Annotated in this window: 13 protein-coding genes; 8 read left to right on the forward strand and 5 right to left on the reverse strand. The window is 41.1% G+C overall.

Annotated elements, in window-relative coordinates; translation table 11 throughout:
* Positions 1–472 precede the first annotated feature (472 nt).
* The 4 genes from WKK05_RS01080 (at position 473) to WKK05_RS01095 (ending at position 6,365) form a co-directional block, all read left to right on the forward strand.
* Positions 473–1,192 carry a response regulator transcription factor gene (locus WKK05_RS01080; protein WP_341527979.1) on the forward strand — a complete coding sequence of 240 codons (720 nt, stop codon included), beginning with the start codon at positions 473–475 and terminating at the stop codon, positions 1,190–1,192.
* Positions 1,193–1,381: 189 nt separating this feature from the next.
* Positions 1,382–2,482: a D-alanine--D-alanine ligase family protein gene (locus WKK05_RS01085; RefSeq protein WP_341527980.1), complete on the forward strand. Its 1,101-nt coding sequence runs from the start codon at positions 1,382–1,384 to the stop codon at positions 2,480–2,482.
* A gap of 200 nt (positions 2,483–2,682) precedes the next feature.
* A complete protein-coding gene (locus tag WKK05_RS01090; RefSeq protein ID WP_341527981.1) occupies positions 2,683–3,342 on the forward strand; it encodes a hypothetical protein in 660 nt (219 codons plus the stop codon).
* A 947-nt stretch (positions 3,343–4,289) separates the two neighbouring features.
* The gene (locus tag WKK05_RS01095) at positions 4,290–6,365 is read left to right on the forward strand and encodes a cation:proton antiporter (RefSeq protein WP_341527982.1); all 2,076 of its coding nucleotides are present in this window, start codon (positions 4,290–4,292) and stop codon (positions 6,363–6,365) included.
* Positions 6,366–6,622: 257 nt separating this feature from the next.
* Here WKK05_RS01095 and WKK05_RS01100 read toward each other — a convergent pair whose 3' ends face one another.
* The 3 genes from WKK05_RS01100 to WKK05_RS01110 form a co-directional block, all read right to left on the reverse strand.
* Positions 6,623–7,552, reverse strand: a complete 930-nt coding sequence (locus WKK05_RS01100) for an alpha/beta hydrolase (RefSeq protein ID WP_341527983.1) — start codon at positions 7,550–7,552, stop codon at positions 6,623–6,625.
* 19 nt (positions 7,553–7,571) lie between these two features.
* Positions 7,572–8,075 (reverse strand): DUF4112 domain-containing protein, encoded by a 504-nt coding sequence (locus WKK05_RS01105; protein ID WP_341527984.1) that lies wholly within the window; start codon positions 8,073–8,075, stop codon positions 7,572–7,574.
* Positions 8,076–8,167: 92 nt separating this feature from the next.
* A complete protein-coding gene (locus WKK05_RS01110) occupies positions 8,168–9,067 on the reverse strand; it encodes a YihY/virulence factor BrkB family protein (protein ID WP_341527985.1) in 900 nt (299 codons plus the stop codon).
* Between the two features lie 262 nt (positions 9,068–9,329).
* Between WKK05_RS01110 and WKK05_RS01115 the strand changes: the two genes are divergently transcribed.
* Positions 9,330–9,797 carry a hypothetical protein gene (locus WKK05_RS01115; protein ID WP_341527986.1) on the forward strand — a complete coding sequence of 156 codons (468 nt, stop codon included), beginning with the start codon at positions 9,330–9,332 and terminating at the stop codon, positions 9,795–9,797.
* 122 nt (positions 9,798–9,919) lie between these two features.
* Here WKK05_RS01115 and thrC read toward each other — a convergent pair whose 3' ends face one another.
* On the reverse strand, positions 9,920–11,011 hold the full coding sequence (gene thrC / locus WKK05_RS01120) for a threonine synthase (RefSeq protein WP_341527987.1): 1,092 nt from the start codon (positions 11,009–11,011) through the stop codon (positions 9,920–9,922).
* Positions 11,012–11,348: 337 nt separating this feature from the next.
* Here thrC and WKK05_RS01125 point away from each other — a divergent pair, with 337 nt between their 5' ends.
* Positions 11,349–11,540 carry a hypothetical protein gene (locus WKK05_RS01125; protein WP_341527988.1) on the forward strand — a complete coding sequence of 64 codons (192 nt, stop codon included), beginning with the start codon at positions 11,349–11,351 and terminating at the stop codon, positions 11,538–11,540.
* A 61-nt stretch (positions 11,541–11,601) separates the two neighbouring features.
* Here WKK05_RS01125 and WKK05_RS01130 read toward each other — a convergent pair whose 3' ends face one another.
* The gene (locus WKK05_RS01130; RefSeq protein ID WP_341527989.1) at positions 11,602–13,974 is read right to left on the reverse strand and encodes a hypothetical protein; all 2,373 of its coding nucleotides are present in this window, start codon (positions 13,972–13,974) and stop codon (positions 11,602–11,604) included.
* A 272-nt stretch (positions 13,975–14,246) separates the two neighbouring features.
* On the opposite strand from WKK05_RS01130, the gene WKK05_RS01135 reads away from it, so the two are divergent.
* Positions 14,247–15,959 carry an iron uptake porin gene (locus WKK05_RS01135; protein WP_341530989.1) on the forward strand — a complete coding sequence of 571 codons (1,713 nt, stop codon included), beginning with the start codon at positions 14,247–14,249 and terminating at the stop codon, positions 15,957–15,959.
* Between the two features lie 1,873 nt (positions 15,960–17,832).
* Entirely contained in the window at positions 17,833–18,096 is a 264-nt protein-coding gene (locus WKK05_RS01140) for a hypothetical protein (protein ID WP_341527990.1), read from the forward strand.
* Positions 18,097–18,202 lie beyond the last annotated feature (106 nt).

Below are 18,202 nucleotides of genomic sequence, written 5' to 3' on the forward strand. Positions count from 1 at the left end.
AAGATAATTAAGGAATCAGATTTCAGTTTCAAGTTTCCTCAATTGAGTATATTATTTTTATCAGTAATTACACTACAATTTTTCTCTACAATTAAGTATTAATTTATAAAAATAAGTATATTGTTTTTTAAGTGGATTATTTATATTATATCGCTAATCGATATATATAACTGAAGTTTTACCTTAAATAATCAAAGATTCTCGCCTGCTGCCTAATTTTCAAAATGAGTTTTTTACTATTAAGCACTTACTTTCAGAGAATGTATAAAAATAATTTTTGAGTAAATTATATGTTTTTATCGAAAAATGTGCTGTGTAAAAACGGATAATTTAGGGTAATTTGTAACTAATGATAGATGAAGTTTTGTGAACAATACCAAATGCGTTTCTTTTCGGATAAAATCCCGAATAGAACAACAGAGATATTTTCATCTTTTCATCTGTATATAGATAATAGTAAACATAAGCACCTATGAGTGAAATCAAAATCCTTGTGATTGAAGATCACACCCTGACTAGAATCGGTTTGCGGGCGGCTTTACAAACTCAAGCAGACATGAAAATTGTAGGTGAAGCAGCTAATGCAGCAGAGGGAATAGAACTGCTGAAAACTCTCAAGCCAGATGTTGCAACTATTGATATCGGTTTGCCTGATATGGATGGTATCGACCTGACACGCACATTTAGGCAATATCAAGCTGAAACGGAAGACTATACGACAAAGCTGCTAATTTTAACGATGCAGAATAGCGAACAAGCAGTTTTAGCAGCTTTTGCAGCAGGTGCTGATTCTTATTGCATGAAGGATATCGAAAGTGAGAGACTAGTAGAGGCTGTGCGAACAACCTACGCAGGTAGCTCGTGGATTGATCCAGCGATCGCAGACCTTATCCTACGACAAATACGTCAGGATTTCTCTGACGCCAACAGTGGAACAAGTGGGAAAAGAGTCATGATTGGGGGTATTGACCCAGAAATTGAGAAAACTATCGAAAGCTATCCCCTAACTCACCGGGAAATGGATGTTTTGGAATTGATTGTCGCTGGATGTGACAATGCAGAAATTGCTAAAAGGCTTTATCTAACTGTCGGGACTGTCAAAACTCATGTTCGAGGTATTCTAAATAAACTCTGTGTTGCTGACCGTACACAAGCTGCTGTCTTGGCTTTGCGTGCTGGGTTGGTTCAGTAAGTTAAAGCAGTTGACAGTTGACAGTGGGCAGGAGATAGGTAACGGATTAGAATCAGCCTGTGTCAAGCTTTTTGTAGTGTGTCTTAATTACGAATTACGTTAGCGTAGCGGTAGCGAGTCATCGAGCGTCATTACGAATTACGAATTAGTATGATACGCTATCTGCTTGAGGAATGTAGAGGTACTAAAATGACTAAGCTGCGCGTGGGGTTGCTGTTTGGCGGTCGTTCGGGAGAGCATGAAGTTTCCATAAATTCAGCACGAGCGATCGCTAAAGCCTTAAGTGCAGAGCAAAATGCTAGTAAGTACGATCTACTGCCTTTCTACATCCAAAAAGATGGACGTTGGTTAGCGGGAGAAGCACCCCAAAAAGTTCTCGGCACTGGTATACCGTTACCAGAATCCCCACAATCAACATCAGAAGGACAACTAACATCTAATCCTCAAGCCCAAACCCTGAACCAGTGGCAATCTCCCTCCCAAGTCGCTGAAGTAGATGTTTGGTTTCCCGTTCTGCACGGCCCCAACGGTGAAGACGGTACAATTCAAGGGTTACTCACCTTGATGCAAGTCCCCTTTGTCGGTTCTGGGGTGCTAGGTTCTGCGATGGGTATGGATAAAATTGCCATGAAAATGGCGTTTGAGCAAGCAGGACTGGCACAGGTAAAATATAAGGCGTTAACTAGAGCGCAAGTTTGGTCTAATCCTTGTGTGTTTCCTAAGCTGTGTGATGAAATTGAGGCTGCACTAGGCTATCCTTGCTTCGTCAAACCTGCGAATTTAGGTTCCTCAGTGGGTATTGCCAAAGTGCGATCGCGCCAAGAATTAGAAACAGCGTTAGACAATGCTGCCGGTTTTGACCGACGGCTAATCGTCGAAGCTGGTGTCGTGGCGAGAGAAGTAGAGTGTGCAGTTTTAGGCAACGATCAACCTCAAGCTTCTGTCATAGGCGAAATTACTTATGATAGTGATTTTTACGATTATGAAACTAAATATACAGAAGGTAAAGCAGATTTACTGATACCAGCACCGCTACCAGATGCAATTAGCTGTCAAATTCAAGACATGGCTCTGCAAGCTTTTGCAGCTGTTGATGCGGCTGGGTTAGCAAGAGTAGACTTTTTCTATGTAGAAGCTACAGGAGAAGTTTTAATTAATGAAATCAATACTTTACCAGGCTTCACCGCAACGAGTATGTATCCTCAACTCTGGTCTCAGAGTGGCATCTCGTTTCCAGAATTAGTGGATCGATTAATTCAACTTGCTCTAGAAAGACATTCTGCTAAATAAGTAAAAAAAATAAGGCAACTGATTTCTAAGGATTACAGCAAAAAGTAGTAATAAATACAGATTTTTAAGAAAAACTGGTGAGTTTTAGTAGGTTTTCTTCTATAAAAAAGCTACTTTAACCTGAAATCTCGCTACGGATACCTGATGCTTAGCTCCTCTATTACAATCTGGACTAGAGGGGTACAAATCTGAAAGTAATCATGGAAAAAAGTCAGAGTGTACAGTACGAGCAAACCCAACTAATAGGGGCTACTCCAGAGCTGACAAACAGTAAATCGAAAGCAATAGCAAGCTCGAAGATTCTGATAAATCTGGTTGCACATCATCCTTGGCTATTGTTGACTGGGTTGTTCGCTATGTGTTTAGGAGGTGCTACCTTTGCGTTGTACAGCCTAAGTCATGTCGGGCGTGTGGCACAGGTAGAATCAGAAAAAATCCCAGCAGTCGTTGAAGAACCTATCAAAACGCCTTCTGAGAATATCAATCCTACACCTTTGTGGATGATAGCTGCGATCGCCCTCAGCTGTGGTAGTGGTTGCTTGATTATTTACCGAATACTCAACCGTCCCAAGCCACTACAAAAAGTCCAAAAACAGATTAACCGTCGTCAGGCACGTTTGGCAGAAAACCGCTACCAAAGCCCAAGATTGGAACCACGCCTTCCCCAAAATCAACCAGTTTTTGTGCCACAGCAACAACTGATGACGTCTGTAATGCCGATTTCACCTAAAACAAAACATTTAGTAACGGTTCTGCCACCAGAACACAGACACCACCTGGATACACAAAAAGAATCTTTAGCAGATTTATTGGATATTCGGAAACAAAGTTCATTGTCTACAATTTTACAGAAGTATTAATAGCCCTGTAAAATAAAAACCTGTCAAATTAATACTTTTTGCAAATCAGGACACAGTTATACTGTGTCCTTACTTATATCAAGTCGAGGATTATCATTAAAATACGCAATCAGTGAATGCACCAGCCACATGAATAGCTACAGAACTTTTAGACTATTGGGATTAGTACACGGGTAAAGCAGCTTAATGCTTTTAAAAAAGTTAGACGGGAACAATTAAAAAATTTAAAAAGCTGCCAAAATGGCAACTTAATTTTGATTAACAGAGTTAAATTATAGTAGATAAACGACTTCAAGGGTGTTGTTATCAGGGACTACCACATCAGTTAATTCTTCTTTATCAATTCTATCTATCAAAGGATTGATAGACGAAGAAAAATTATTCATAGCAATATTTTGCAGACTATTTGTCTAGGCAAAAAAATCTCAATAATTAGATTTTACATTTGCTGCAACAGGAATATTATTTGTGTGTGGACGTTGTTTTTGAAGTACGTGTCAGCCCCCTAAATAACGGGCAACGTCTGTACAAATTACCTGTTCACTACAGCAGCAAATGGCAGAGTGGGAGTTTGAAAGCTAACTGATATGCTTCCTCCCACTCTATTTTTATGGAGATATTAAATACATATCGGCTATTGCGCTACCCTTCTCCTGACAGAGACATTATGCAGTAATATAAGCCGTCTGGAGAGTGCATATGTGTAGTTGAAGCAACGCGTTGTACAGAAAAGTCAGAAATTATTTATTCCTGTAGACGTAAAGAACTCTTTTCTTAAGGTAGAACCGTGAATGCGATCGCAGCATTTATGCTGTTAGGGCTAATTTGGGAAAATCACAAAACTTAACTCAATACAACAGGTGAAAGATATATGTATACTTCTTAAAAGTGATTTTTCAACATTTTCTAGAAATTTTTAGTTTTGTTTCTAATAAAAGGTACTGAACTTGTTATTAAATAGTCCTATTATTGCATTTACAATTCTCCTGGCAGTAATCTTTATTGTACCTCCGGTTTTTGAGAAACTACGACTACCCGGACTGGTGGGTTTACTGGTAGCTGGTGTAATACTAGGTCAAAATGGCTTAAAGCTACTAGACTCTGAATCTGATACTATTAAACTCCTTTCAGATATCGGTAAAGTCTATTTGATGTTTGTGGCAGGTTTAGAAATTGACTTAGAGCAATTTCGTAAAACTAGAAATCGTTCAATTGGATTTGGCATCCTCACATTTTTAGTACCATTAATTGCTGGTATTGCGGTCGGACGTTTATTTAATTTTAGTTGGAATTCTTCTATCTTAATTGGTTCTTTACTTGCTTCCCACACTCTCTTGGCATATCCAATTGTGAGTCGACTGGGAGTTGTAACTAATGAAGCAGTGACGGTGACAATTGGAGCCACGATTTTTACTGACACAGGTGCTTTGCTCGTACTAGCGATTTGTGTGGGCATTCACGGAGGAGAGTTCACAGCCTTAAGTTTAGTTACTTTGTTAGGTGGACTTGCAATTTACTCTGTTGTTGTCCTGTTTGGGTTTGACTGGGCAGGAAAAGAGTTTTTTCGACGTACTGGAGAAGAACAAAGTAATCAGTTTTTGTTTATATTACTAGCATTGTTTTTGGCTTCTGTAGGAGCGCAAGTAATTGGCGTTGAAAAAATTGTCGGTGCGTTTTTAGCAGGTTTAGCAGTCAATGATGTTCTAGGACGTAGCCCAGTCAAAGAAAAAATCGAATTTATTGGTAGTGTTTTGTTTATCCCTTGTTTCTTTGTGGACATGGGATTGTTAATTAATATTCCGGCATTTATCAAAACTCTCAGTTCAATTTGGCTGGCTTTAGTAATTGTAGTGGCTTTAATTGGCAGCAAATTTATTGCGGCATTCTTAGCCAAATTATTGTACCGCTACAACACAGCAGAACTAATGACGATGTGGTCTTTGTCATTGCCACAGGTAGCAGCCACGCTAGCAGCAACATTGGTTGCTTATCAAACTGTAAATCCTGCGGGTGAGCGGCTGATTAATGAGGGTGTTTTAAACAGTGTAATTGTTCTGATGCTGGTAACTGCAATTTTAGGCCCAGTAATCACAGCACGCTCTGCAACTGCGTTACAGGTTGGTCAGACAGATTTTGCAACAGATAGTCTTTCAACTTGGTGGGAAAGTGATAAGGGTGAACTCCTAGAGCAAAATCCCTATCCATTTACTGTAGTAGTACCGATATACAACCCTCAAACCCAGCGGTATTTGATAGAAATGGCAGCGCTGCTGGCTCGTTATGAATCTGGACGGATTGTGCCATTAGCGATTACCAGAGCGCATATTCAGATGGACAATCCTCAATTAATCACAGCACTTGAACAAAGTCAACAAAGATTGAATTCAGCTAAAGAAATCAGTCAAGAATTTGAGGTAGAAGTTTCACCTACAATTCGGATTGATGATGATATAGCTTTGGCAATTAGCCGTACTAGTCGCGAACAAAACGCCAGTTTAGTAGTCATGGGTTGGTCGCAGACAACAGGGTTGCGTGCGCGCTTATTTGGTAGTGTAATTGATAGCGTTTTCTGGTCTTCTCATTGTCCGGTAGCAGTAACACGGCTTTTAAACAGTCCCACAACAATCAAAAAAATTCTTGTACCAGTCGGAGACTTAACCCGTCAAACTATAGGCGCTGTGAGATTTGCTCAAATTTTGGCTGATACTAATCAAGCACAAGTGGTATTGTTACACGTGAGCGATCGCAAAACACCACCAACCCTACTGGAAAAATTTACATCCCAATTGTCTGATATTGTTTCTAAAACTCAATTACAGGTGAATACGACGATTCAAACAGTCAGGGGCGATGATATTGCTAGATTAATTATTCGAGAAGCTCAGACATTTGATTTAGCAGTCTTACGTTCTGTACGTTATCGCACAGCAGGGGGATTAGCCTTCAGTGAAGTAACAACACAGGTGATTAAAGAATTAAAATGCTCAATTGTGTTGTTAGGAGAGCCTCATAGTAATTCGTAATTCGTAATTCGTAATTCGTAATTAAAAAGTTATCCCTCTTTTGTCACTTTTGGTAGAGAATAATTTGTAACCCTTGCCCAGATAGGATTTTAACTGTAGAGCTTTCCTGGAAGGTTTCTATTAGCTTGCGATCGCTAATCTTCCCGCTAAATCTACGTTTCATTATTTAGCCCCAATTTTTATTTCCCCAGAGTAACAAAAGAGGGATAACAAATTCAGCCTTGCCACGCAACTATCAAAACTGTTTCTGCTGCCTTCTACTTATAATCTTGCAAAAACTTAATAATTGCTGCATTTAATACTTTATAAGCACCAGTTGAAGCATCATGACAGCAGTTCGGCAAAATTTTTAACTGAGAATTGGGTAAGCGTTGATGCAATTTTTCACCATGACTAGCCGGAAACCAGCTATCTTGCTCACCCCATAAAATTAGTGTAGGACACTCAATAGCACTAAGATTATTTTGAATCTGCGTGAGCATATTTGGCTTATTAGTTTGACAATGCTCAATTTCTCGCGCTGCTATTTGCAAATCTTCAGCGACTTTCACAAGAGTACCAGGCAATTCAATAAATGGATAAGTTATCCAATAGACATCTTCTTGTGTAAGTATTGATGGATCGAACAGTACCGCACGCCTTTCTATTGCCATAATTTCTCTTACGAGAGGAGCAAAAAAATATGCTAGACGCAAGCTGTCAACTGTTTGCACTATTTCTAAAGGTATTTGGGCAAGCATCCACATAGCCCAATGGGGTAAACGTTCGGTAAAAATAGGAGCATTGACTATTACCAACTGCTTGATTAATTCGGGATTTTTTTCAGCAAGCGCCAGGGCTACTAATGCTCCTAAAGATTCTGCCACAATCACTACAGGCTCATCACATAATGCCCGAATAATCCTTTCAAACTCAATGATTTGATGCCCGTTATGTTCTCTACGAGACGAGGGTTTTTCTGAAAAACCAAAGCCTTTAGCATCAAAACAAATTACCCGAAAATATTTAGATAATGGTGCAATACTGTAACGCCAATTATAGCTCCAACTGCCCATACCATGTAACAAAATTAACGGTCTACCTATACCTTTTTCACCATAAGCAATTTGTGTAGGATACCCATTAGCATCAGTAATAACTAAACTTTGCCGCCCTTGAGGAAAAGTGGCTTGCCACCAATCTTTCATTACTTTATTAATAACTAACTTAAGCGCCAGTGAAGAAGTTCAACAGTATTCTAATTATTATCACGGGCAATGCTACTAAGACAATTGCAAGCAACAAAAGTCCCGCAAAAAGGGCAAAGATAAACCACCTGTCTGCACTCCTCTGCTGCGTCGGAAACTTGAGGTGTTCTTCCAAAAGCTTAATATTGTGAGTGTTAGCTGTCCAAGCAAAATCAAAAAAGTCTCCCAGCAGTGGGATAGAGCCTACTAACCCATCGACGATGATATTTAAAACCATTCTGCCTAAAGTGGCTCTAGATGCACCTAGCCGTGCGGCTTCTAGAATAATATAGCTAGAAAGCATTACTCCCAAAAAATCACCACCAATAGGTATAAGTCCAATAATTGGATCTAAACCAATACCAACCTGAGTTCCAGGAATGGTAACGAGATTATCCAACAGCCGACTCATCTGGCGCAGACGCTTCAAAGTAGGCGCTTTGGCATCAGGTTCAATCATCGAATACCGAGGAGATTCAGACATTGAGGCGATCGCTTATTTCTATTTGTATTGAATAGTTAGAGATTTTACTCTCATACTGTGATTTTGCAACAGTTTACTCACGGAATCTATAGCTAGATTATTTCTGTAGACTGGGACTGCGTTTTTGGGCGCATATCTTCACCGACCGTTACATTCAACTGGTCGCCTACCAATAGAACAACAGCGCTTAACCACAACCAGAGCATTAAAACTATCACAGCCCCTACTGCACCATATACTTTATTATAGTTACCGAAATTCGCCACATACAGCCGAAATAAGGCAGATAATATTGCCCAAAAAACAGCTGCTAAAATTGCTCCCGGCATCATTGGTGTACCTGGGTTCCACCGACTAGGGCCGTAGCGATAGATAAAGCTAAAGGCCACTGCAACAATACTTAAAACTAAAGGCCAGCGCAACAGTTGCCAAAGATGCAATAAAAATATCAAAGAAATATTTTCACGCACCACCATCCCCAACAGTAAGTCGCTGAGAAACACTAGAAAAGAAGCCAACACCAACAGCACGATAGTCCCCATTGTTAATCCTAGAGAGACTAGTTTGGCTTTCCAAAAGGGGCGGATCTTTTCTGAAGGAATTTGATGAATTTGGTCGAAGGCTGTCATTGCAGTATTCACCGCCCCAGAAGCAGTCCAAATAGCGATCGCAAAGCTGAGAGAAAACAAACCACTGTTTTTGGAGTTAGTAATCTCTGTGGTGGCAAAGTCGCGAATTAGAACCAGAGCTTCTTCTGGTAGAACTTGACTCAGTTGCACCGCCAGTTGTTTAAATGTGTTTTGTAAAGATTCTGCCAACAAGCCAATAGCCGTGATTAGAGCAAGAATTGCTGGAAACAAGGATAACATTGCATTGTAGGCAATTTCCGAGGCAAGTCCCAAAAGTCGTCTTTCGGCTGTCCTCGCGAAAGTTTTCTTGAGCGTGCGCCAGTTTAGATGGCGAAAAAAACGGACAAAACGAGGATTTGCCATAATTTCGAGTTAAAACTGGTTGAGTTTCTCAAATACTCTCCCAAATATTGTGTCGCGATCGCATCTATCTTTTTACTTTTACTTCTCTTTACCGCAAAAATACTGATGATAGTAGCAGAGGGGCAGGGCGCAGGGAGCAGGGAGCAGGTGGTCGCACCTCGACTCCGCTCGGCGACCACCGAGCGTAGCCGAGGTGGAGCAGGGGGCAGAAGGAGAAGAATATACTACTGACAAATGACAAATGACAAATGACCAATGACTTATGAATCAAGATTTTACACAACAATGGCTGACGGAAATTCAAGCGCTTAGAGAGCAGCTGGCTGAACTTCAACGCGAGCGCGATGTTGCTTGGGAAAGCGCCCAAAAATGGCGTAAACTTTACAATACTGAAGCAGAACAACGCCGCACAGATTCTCATCTATCTCAGCAGGCGATCGCATCTCTCAAGGCAAAGCTTCAGCAACTCCAAGGCATTGAGGACGGAACACTCGCTGAAGGTGCAGCAGTCACAGCCATTCAGCAAGAAATAAAACAACTAAAATCTGTAGAAGACTGGCAAGCCAAACTCATCGCCGTTATTAAAGAACGCGATCGCTTACAACAAGCTTTGAAAACTGAGCAAGAAAATCACGCCCAAACCCGCAAAAGCCTCACCACCGCCTTGGGCGATGCCATTGATAGCTTGACACGAGAACGAGCCAGTAAAGAGGCGGGGAGCAGGGGATAGAGGGGCAAAGGGGTAGGGGGAGATGAAGGAAAAATAACTAACTCTTGTACAGACGCGATTAATCGTGTCTGTACAGGAGTCGTAGAGACGCGATTAATCGCGTCTCTACTTCTGCCTTCTTCCTAAAATCCCATCGCTTCAGCCACTGCCCCTAGTTCAGCTACGATGCCTTGTTTAAATTGACTTTTATTGTGTTTGATGGCTGTATCTGGGTCTTTGAGACCATTGCCGGTGAGGACGCAAACGACTGTCGCCCCTGTAGGAACTTGGTCTTTAACTTGCAACAACCCAGCTACAGAAGCAGCGCTGGCAGGTTCGCAGAAGATACCTTCAGATGCTGCTAAAAGTCGATAGGCATCAAGAATTTCTGCATCGGTAACGGCGTGGAAACTTCCCATACTCGCTGATTGTGCCGCGATCGCTTTTTCCCAACTGGCTGGGTTACCAATGCGAATTGCTGTTGCTAAGGTTTCGGGATTCTCCACTGGTTGACCGTTCACTAAAGGAGCTGCACCTGCGGCTTGGAATCCCATCATCCGAGGTAGGCGATCGCACTTTCCATCTTGATGATATTGACAAAATCCCATCCAATATGCTGTGATGTTTCCCGCGTTGCCTACGGGAATGCACAACCAATCTGGAGCATCGCCTAGCGCATCGACAACTTCAAAAGCGCCTGTTTTCTGTCCCTCCAAGCGATAGGGATTCACCGAATTCACCAAAGTTACTGGATAGCTCTCTGCCATCTCGCGGACAATTTCTAGCGCTTGGTCAAAATTACCTTTAATTGCCAGTACTTCTGCCCCATATAGCAATGCTTGTGCTAATTTGCCTAATGCGACATAGCCATCGGGAATCAGTACAAACGCACTCATACCTCCACGTCGAGCATAAGCGGCTGCGGCTGCTGAAGTGTTACCCGTACTGGCACAAATTACTGCTTTTGCCCCTTCTTCCTTAGCCTTGGAAATTGCCATTGTCATCCCCCGGTCTTTGAAGCTGCCGGTGGGATTAAGACCGTCGTATTTCACAAATACACGTACTTTTCTACCAATGCGTTCTGCGATCGCCGGCACTGGGATTAAGGGAGTATTACCCTCTAATAAGGTGACAACAGGCGTTGTTTCGCTGACAGGCAAGTATTGGCGATAGGCTTCTATCAGTCCAGGCCAAGGTTGGCGATAAGATTTAGCAGTAGACAGGCTCAAAGTCACGGTATTTACTAGGGATTGGGGATTGGGTACTAGGGATTGGGTACTGGGGATTGGGGATTGGGTACTAGGGATTGGGTACTGGGGATTGGGGATTTGATATGCAGTATTGATAAGTGTTCAGTAGTTATTTTTGTTTCTCTTCCCAGTCACCAGTCCCCAGTTCCCAGTCCCCAGTATCTTCACTGGAACACTACTATTACAATCGTAGTCTCTTATGATGAAACCTAAAACCCATTAGAGTAAATGATTGAAAGTATACAATTTTTTAACAAAGGTTAAAATTACATTATTATATTATCTCTAATGGTGTGAGTTTAAGTTGTGGATTTAATAAGTTATGCCTACTCTTTCATCTAGTGTTTCTACCCGCGAGTCCAATACTCTATTGGCTAGTAAGTTAACAAAATCCTGTTACCAAGACGATCAACAAGCCAAATTCATGAACTTGCAGGAGGAGGTAGACTCTTTATTGCAGCAATTGCAAAACCTGAAGCGTCAACGTGTAGAAAATTGTAACCAAGGAGAATAGGTCTGTTTTTCAAACAACGATCGCCAGCATTTCTTTACTTGAGAATTCTAGTAAGGGATAACTATTCAAAGCGCTGATTTTTGTCTGACCAGCGCCTCAAACTATATTTATCGGCACTCTCTACTAATAAAGCTAGAGATTGCGTATCTCTTAGCTTGGCGATCGCTGTTAATGTTTGTTGGTGATTTTTTTCAAAATCTGTGTAAATTATATTACCACTATCAGAAAAAATTAGGGTACGGGGACGGAATTGATTTTTTTTGTCTTCCAAAATTCCAGGTTCATTTTGATTCAAGGATGCGATAGCTGCTGCCGAGATACTCAGTACGGTTTCTGGTTTGGCATTACTTGTTAAATCAATCACTTGCACAGGCCAATAACCCAATTTTTCCTGCATCTCCTCAAAGCTAGGAATAGGGCCAGCCGAAATGTCACCAGATTCTTGTAATGAACGCCACACAGTTAGTAAAATTTTCTGTAGCCCTTGAGGATTTTGTTTATATAATTCTTCTAGCGCGATCGGAGATGGTAGCACCCATTCTAGGGCTGCATCTGTTAGCGCCAAAGGTCTGGGTTGAAGAGTATTATTTTGCTGGTCTGGAATTTTATCACCAGCAGCTAATAGGCGTAAAACTCCGCTTTGCAGTTGCACCGCTTTGATAGTAGCCGTGGTTATTTGTTGTTCTCCGTTTGCTAGCCAGACAATTATTTGAATTGTTGGGTCAGAACTAATACCCAAAGTTTCCCAGAAAAATGTAACTGGGGAAGTTTTGGGTAGCTTCAAATTCTCAAAGGGAAAATTTAGCCAGCGTTTACCGTCGTTAAATGCATTCACTTCCACCTGATACCAAACCTGGTTATCTGTAAGTTTCAGTTCTGCTGTAGAATCTGGTTGCAGCCAGTCGCTACTGGTAACTTGAGTAATTGCTTGTACCGAACCAACAATCTGACTGGGGTGAGTAGGAGTGATTTGTGACTTTGCTATTTCACTATTAAATCTTTCTAACAAACTTTGAATATCGGCAAGAGTCGCTTTTGTGATTTGTGGTTGTGCTATCAACCAAGAATTAGCACGTTCTTCTCCTCGCTGAACTGCTAAAATCAAGGCTGTCCAAGTTTGCACCTCTGGTCTATTTGGGTTGACTCGCAACGCTGTTGTTGTGCGATTCCACAAGCGTCCATCATCGGCTTTAAGTAAGCTGGCAATTTCTTGGGTATTATGTGGTGATGCTGCTAACACCTGTAAAGCTTTTTCCCAACGGCCATCAATCAAATCTGCGAGTACTTCTTGTCCTGGACTTACCCAACTTTTATCAGCTTGAGTTTTGGTAAGTTGGGAATGTAAGCGAATTACATCCATTTGCGCTTGCGCCGCCTCTGTCAAAATCCCTTTTCTCTGTTTCTGGATGAATTTCAACCACTCAAATGCTGGTGTCCACAGTCCGCTGCGGGCAATTAATAGGGCATTAAGGTATGCAGAATCTTTGATGGCTGGGGATTTGAGAGTAATTTCTTCTAATTGAATGGGTTTGAGAAATAATTTTAGAGGTTTAACTTGGTAAACCTGTAAGTGCGGTTCTAAACCGACTGTTTGATCAACAACTAACTCTTTTCTACTATCACCAGTTACCTGTTGCCATTTGGGCAATTGTCCATTAGGGCTTCTCCAAGCCAACATCTGCTGCAAGTTAGTGCGTTCTGGATTGTAGTATACGATGTAACCGTAGGCGATAGCTGCGCCAACGTCTGCGACGAACGCACTAGTTCCTTCTTGGCGCTGACCCTGCAAATAAAACCAAATCCCTGATGATGGGGTAGTTCCCTCAAAACGTTTGATTTCATTTAAAGGTAGAAGCGTACTGCTATCCTGCTGTTCTGATATAGCATTAGCTACAAAAGATTCTTCTATACCAGTTATAGACAGTTGATTTGCTAGATAATAGTACTTTTCCGGCTGGGATTGAAACTTCAATTCTTGTGAGTGTCGATAAACCCTAAGTTCAACAAGGTCTTGGCAATCAGACTGACAATTAGCACGTTGCCGAAAAACTGGTAGTAAAAAGGATTTTTCTACATCTTCATCCAAAGCCAGAGATTTTCCAGCTATTTGTTTTTGTTGACTCAGACTAGCTTGAATTTCATTGAGAGTTAGGGGATGTTCGCCTTGACCGAGAGGAATTTGCGCCCATTCTGGTAAAACGTTATTTAGCCAGATTACCTGATCTGGATTGAAGAAAAAGAGAATGCTAATCCAGGCAAAGGCCATAATTAAACCAGCACTACTCAGCAAAATTGCGATCGCGATCGTTGACAATATCAAACTTCCCCGCTTCGTCTTTTGTTGGGGTTTTTTGACAGCGCGTTTGGTCGCACCTGCATGAGGTTTATTTAGTTTAGAAGCCTTTGATGTCAGCTTGCGCGAACGTTTTACCATATTAGTTCTCAAATCTTATTGGGCATTGGGCATTGGAAAGAATTTAGTTCCCAGTACCCAGTACCTAGTATCCAGCCCCCAATCCCTAATACCCTGTTATACTCTCGCTTTAAGAAGTTGCCTAGAAAGAATAAGTCTAATTTTGCACAAAATCCGTACATTTCCCCATGTAGACGCCAGATAATCAAGAATACACTCTTCACGTAAGTGTGTGAGCAGAGTATAAAACTTTGAAAAGTAGACTTATTCGCGGCAGTCAACATCAAGCCTGGATGCTCGTTTGTTTACTAATTACGGGAATAAACGGAATTGTAGAAAAAGCGATCGCTAATCCTACTGAGTCAGGAGTAGAGACGCGATTAATCCCGTCTGTACAGGAGTCGGAAGTCAGAAGTCAGGAGTCAGTTATTTTTCCTTCATCTCCCCTTGCCCCTTTACCCCCTGCTCCCTTTCCCCCAAAAGATCCGATGGCGCAAGTTACATCGGTTTCTCAACTCAAGGACGTACAACCTACAGATTGGGCATTTCAAGCATTGCAGTCTTTGGTAGAACGCTATGGTTGCATAGCAGGTTATCCAGATAGCAGCTATCGTGGTAATCGCGCTTTAACTCGGTATGAATTTGCTGCTGGTGTGAATGCTTGTTTAGATAGAGTCAATGAGTTAATTACTACAGCCACCAATGATTTGCTCACCCGCGAAGATTTAGCAACTCTGCAAAAATTACAGTCAGAGTTTGCACCTGAACTAGCAACTCTGCGGGGTCGTGTCGACACTTTAGAAGCCCGCTCCGCCGAAATCGCAGCCAATCAATTCTCAACCACGACTAAACTCAGCGGACTACTAATAGTTGCTGCTCAAGGACGGACTAGTAATCGTGGAGATGTGAATCCCAGAGACGGGGAAAAAGATACACGCGATGCTGGTACAAACATTAATGTCATGTCTCTAGCGCAGCTGTATTTAACTAGTCAAATTACCCCCCGTAGTTACTTATTTACAGGTCTTTTATCAGGTGAAGGTAGGAGTACGCCTAGATTTAACAATAGTGTTTCTCGTTATGATGTTCTACTTGGCTACGAATTTCCCACCGATGGCTTGATTGTAAGTGACCTCAACTATCACTGGCTGGTGACTGATAAGTTAGCAGTAATGGTAGGAACAGAAGGCGTAAGTATGACAACTGCTTTCCGAGGCCCCAACAGGGTAGAAAGCGCTGCATCAGGCCCACTGTCTTATTTTGCCCAGAGAAACCCGATTTTAAATATGGGGTACGGTCATGGTGGTATAGCTATTGATTGGCAATTTGCTAAACGTGCCAGCTTGCAGGCAATTTATTCTAGTTATCAACCAGGAAATCCTGGTATACGCAGCGGTTTATTTGACGGAAACACGACTACAGGTGTGCAATTGCTGCTAACACCAACTGATGCTGTTGATCTCAGCTTGTATTACGTGAACAATTACTCTTCTAATGGTTGTTTACTCACTTTTGTGGGTGATGATTGCTTGACTGCGGTTAATTCAGCTACCGGAAAATCAGCACCCCTTCAAACCAACGCTGTTGGTGCGACTGTAAGTTGGCAACTTTCACCCCGTATTACTTTGGGTGGGTGGGGTGGTTACACTAGCTCTTACATTCCTGGACGCTCAGGAAGTGTAGAGACAACTAATTATATGGTGTTTCTGAATTTTCCTGATTTATTTGCCAAGGGCAATTTGGGCGGAATTTATGTTGGTCAACCGCCTAAAATCACTAGTAGTAATCTTCCTGTAGGGAATAATGTACCTGATTTTATTAATACAGGTTTAGGACGAGCCGGAGGACAACCAGGAACGACTACTCAACTTGAAGCATTTTATCGTTTTCAGTTAACAGATAACATCAGCATTACACCAGGTATAATTCAATTTTGGGAACCTGGACACACACCAGATAGTGACCCAGTTACTATCGGGATAGTACGGAGTACTTTTACCTTTTAATACTGTTAGATAATACTTAAATATCTGTAAAAATGTTACTTACAACAGAATAAAGGCATTAGTCGTCAGAAGTCAACCCAATTAAAAATTAAAAATGTAAAATTAAAAATTGCAAGACGCTCCGCGTTAGCGGAGCTTTCGCTTTAGCGATACGCAGACTCGCTCTAAGCGTTCGCGTTAGCGTCTCGTAGAGAAGCTATGCCGTAAAGCCTGCGGCATAGCTCCGCTTAGGGCGCAGCCTCTCGTAGAGAAGGCTTTACGCTGCGCTATCAGTAGGGGCTTGAATCTACCACTGAGTAGACCAATAAATCAAAGATTTAGTGGGGGCTTGTACCCCAAATTAATTAAAATAAATACACAGAATACAAAAATAATACATTATGAAATATAAATATAGTTAACCTTTATAATGTGTTTTTTATCGGACTTAAATATTGACATTATAAGAAAGTATGTATTTGACTAAATAAGTTAACAAATCTATAAATAAAATCTGCTGAGTTTATGGAAGCGATCGCTCAAACTACTAATATCTATATATTAAACTCTTTGCCGAAGTCTAAAAGCAAAAATTAACGGCGCAGTAAGAGATAAAAAAAAGGTTTGGCTCATCACCAAACCTCAACATAAATCCAGTGCATAACAACATCCCGAATTAATTTACTCATTATTATTTTCATAGGTCATCTTCCTATAGGATGTGTCCAAATAGCGTGAAACCTGATAAAGCATCATCCTGGTATACAAGAATGCTTAGAAAGTTTCATTCTTCTGCATAGCTTATTTTCAGGCTATGTCAGCAATCTGAAAGCCTGAGAGTTGATTGATTATCTGCATTTGAAATCTGTAAAATACGTTAAACTCGGTTAGCAGAACGCCAGCTACTACTACTTGCGGAAAGTTTGCAACGCGTTGGCTTCCCTAGAATAATTTTATTTTTACTTGATAAATGACCTTTCAATTTGGTCATATAACTATAAATATTGTTACATCTAAAATTTTAATTCAAGCATTTTTATGTGTAGCGAGCAAAAAAAAAGACGGGTTTTATCCCGTCTAGATAGCTTGAAAGTATTAATACATCTTAGACTCTAAAAAAATAGCGCAAATAAAATTTAATAGATTGCCATATTGGCCATTAAAGTAATAAAAGAACGGTAATTTATTCCGTGCTAAATATTTTAACTATAGTTCATACCTGTAATTATTTTTAACATATCATATAAGCCTTGCAATATTATGCCAAAATGCCAAATACTTAAACACAAAAAAGACGGGATTGAACCCGCCCTTGGTATAACAAGTAAAAACATCTTGGTAATTTCTACAATATATCAAACTACCAAAATAACAACTTGCCAAAATGCCTAATCATTACAGATAAAAGATATAGATTAATTTTTCTCTATAAAGATAAAAATAGAAGTAGTAAAATTTACACGATAAAAAACTAATTGCTACTAAAAATATCAACTTATAAATTGCAAAAAAACATTTTAAATGAAAATCTTATTGAAAAAGAATTCAGAAGCGATGCCCTGAGCCTGTCGAAGGGTCAGAATGGGCTGCGCCCCGCTACGCTAACAGGAGCGGAGCCGGAGACGCTCCGCCTCCGGTCAAAATCAATACTTCGACTACGCTTAGTAACCATCAGTGGGGGATTCATACCCGCCACTGAATTGTTGCACCACAAAACAAGAAAATTTGGTGGGGGACTTAAACCCGTTTATACTCCTACGGGGAAGCAAGCTACATCCGCCAGCGATGCACTGAGTTTCGACTACTTCGGCTACTTCGACTACGCTCAGCACAAGTGCGCCCTTGCCTGCGGGACGCTCCGCGAACGGCTACGCTCAGGACAGGCTCAGCACAAGTGCGCGGAAATCGAGCGAAGTCGAGATTCAACTACCGTTTGCTTTACCCCTCCGGGGAAGCAAGCTACGCCAAGCGTCCCGCACACATATCAAAAACTGGTAAAAAGTTTGCTCTGACTAATCTTGCTACAGACATCCAGTTGAGCCTGCTGATTAGCAGCGTTATTAGCATAAATATATCAAGTTCTGGCTCAGCGATCGCTTTTATTACATCCCAAAACAAAAATATTACCAGCAAGTTTCAACTGGCTAAAATACAGTAGGGTAATACAGCTAGCTGTATTACCCTACATTTCTCCTCAATTCACACCAAGAGAGCTATTTATTGAATGCAGGAACCCTCAGCCATAAAGGGTGAGGTACTTCATG

This window comes from Nostoc sp. UHCC 0302 (genome assembly GCF_038096175.1).
Classification (GTDB): domain Bacteria; phylum Cyanobacteriota; class Cyanobacteriia; order Cyanobacteriales; family Nostocaceae; genus UHCC-0302.

Bases quoted from the DNA above. Each gene is read 5' to 3' on its own strand.
- WKK05_RS01100 (WP_341527983.1), bottom strand. From the start codon at position 7,552: ATGAAAGATTGGTGGCAAGCCACTTTTCCTCAAGGGCGGCAAAGTTTA.
- WKK05_RS01080 (WP_341527979.1), top strand. From the start codon at position 473: ATGAGTGAAATCAAAATCCTTGTGATTGAAGATCACACCCTGACTAGA.
- WKK05_RS01115 (WP_341527986.1), top strand. From the start codon at position 9,330: ATGAATCAAGATTTTACACAACAATGGCTGACGGAAATTCAAGCGCTT.
- WKK05_RS01105 (WP_341527984.1), bottom strand. From the start codon at position 8,075: ATGTCTGAATCTCCTCGGTATTCGATGATTGAACCTGATGCCAAAGCG.
- WKK05_RS01130 (WP_341527989.1), bottom strand. From the start codon at position 13,974: ATGGTAAAACGTTCGCGCAAGCTGACATCAAAGGCTTCTAAACTAAAT.
- WKK05_RS01085 (WP_341527980.1), top strand. From the start codon at position 1,382: ATGACTAAGCTGCGCGTGGGGTTGCTGTTTGGCGGTCGTTCGGGAGAG.
- WKK05_RS01125 (WP_341527988.1), top strand. From the start codon at position 11,349: ATGCCTACTCTTTCATCTAGTGTTTCTACCCGCGAGTCCAATACTCTA.
- WKK05_RS01090 (WP_341527981.1), top strand. From the start codon at position 2,683: ATGGAAAAAAGTCAGAGTGTACAGTACGAGCAAACCCAACTAATAGGG.
- WKK05_RS01135 (WP_341530989.1), top strand. From the start codon at position 14,247: ATGCTCGTTTGTTTACTAATTACGGGAATAAACGGAATTGTAGAAAAA.
- WKK05_RS01110 (WP_341527985.1), bottom strand. From the start codon at position 9,067: ATGGCAAATCCTCGTTTTGTCCGTTTTTTTCGCCATCTAAACTGGCGC.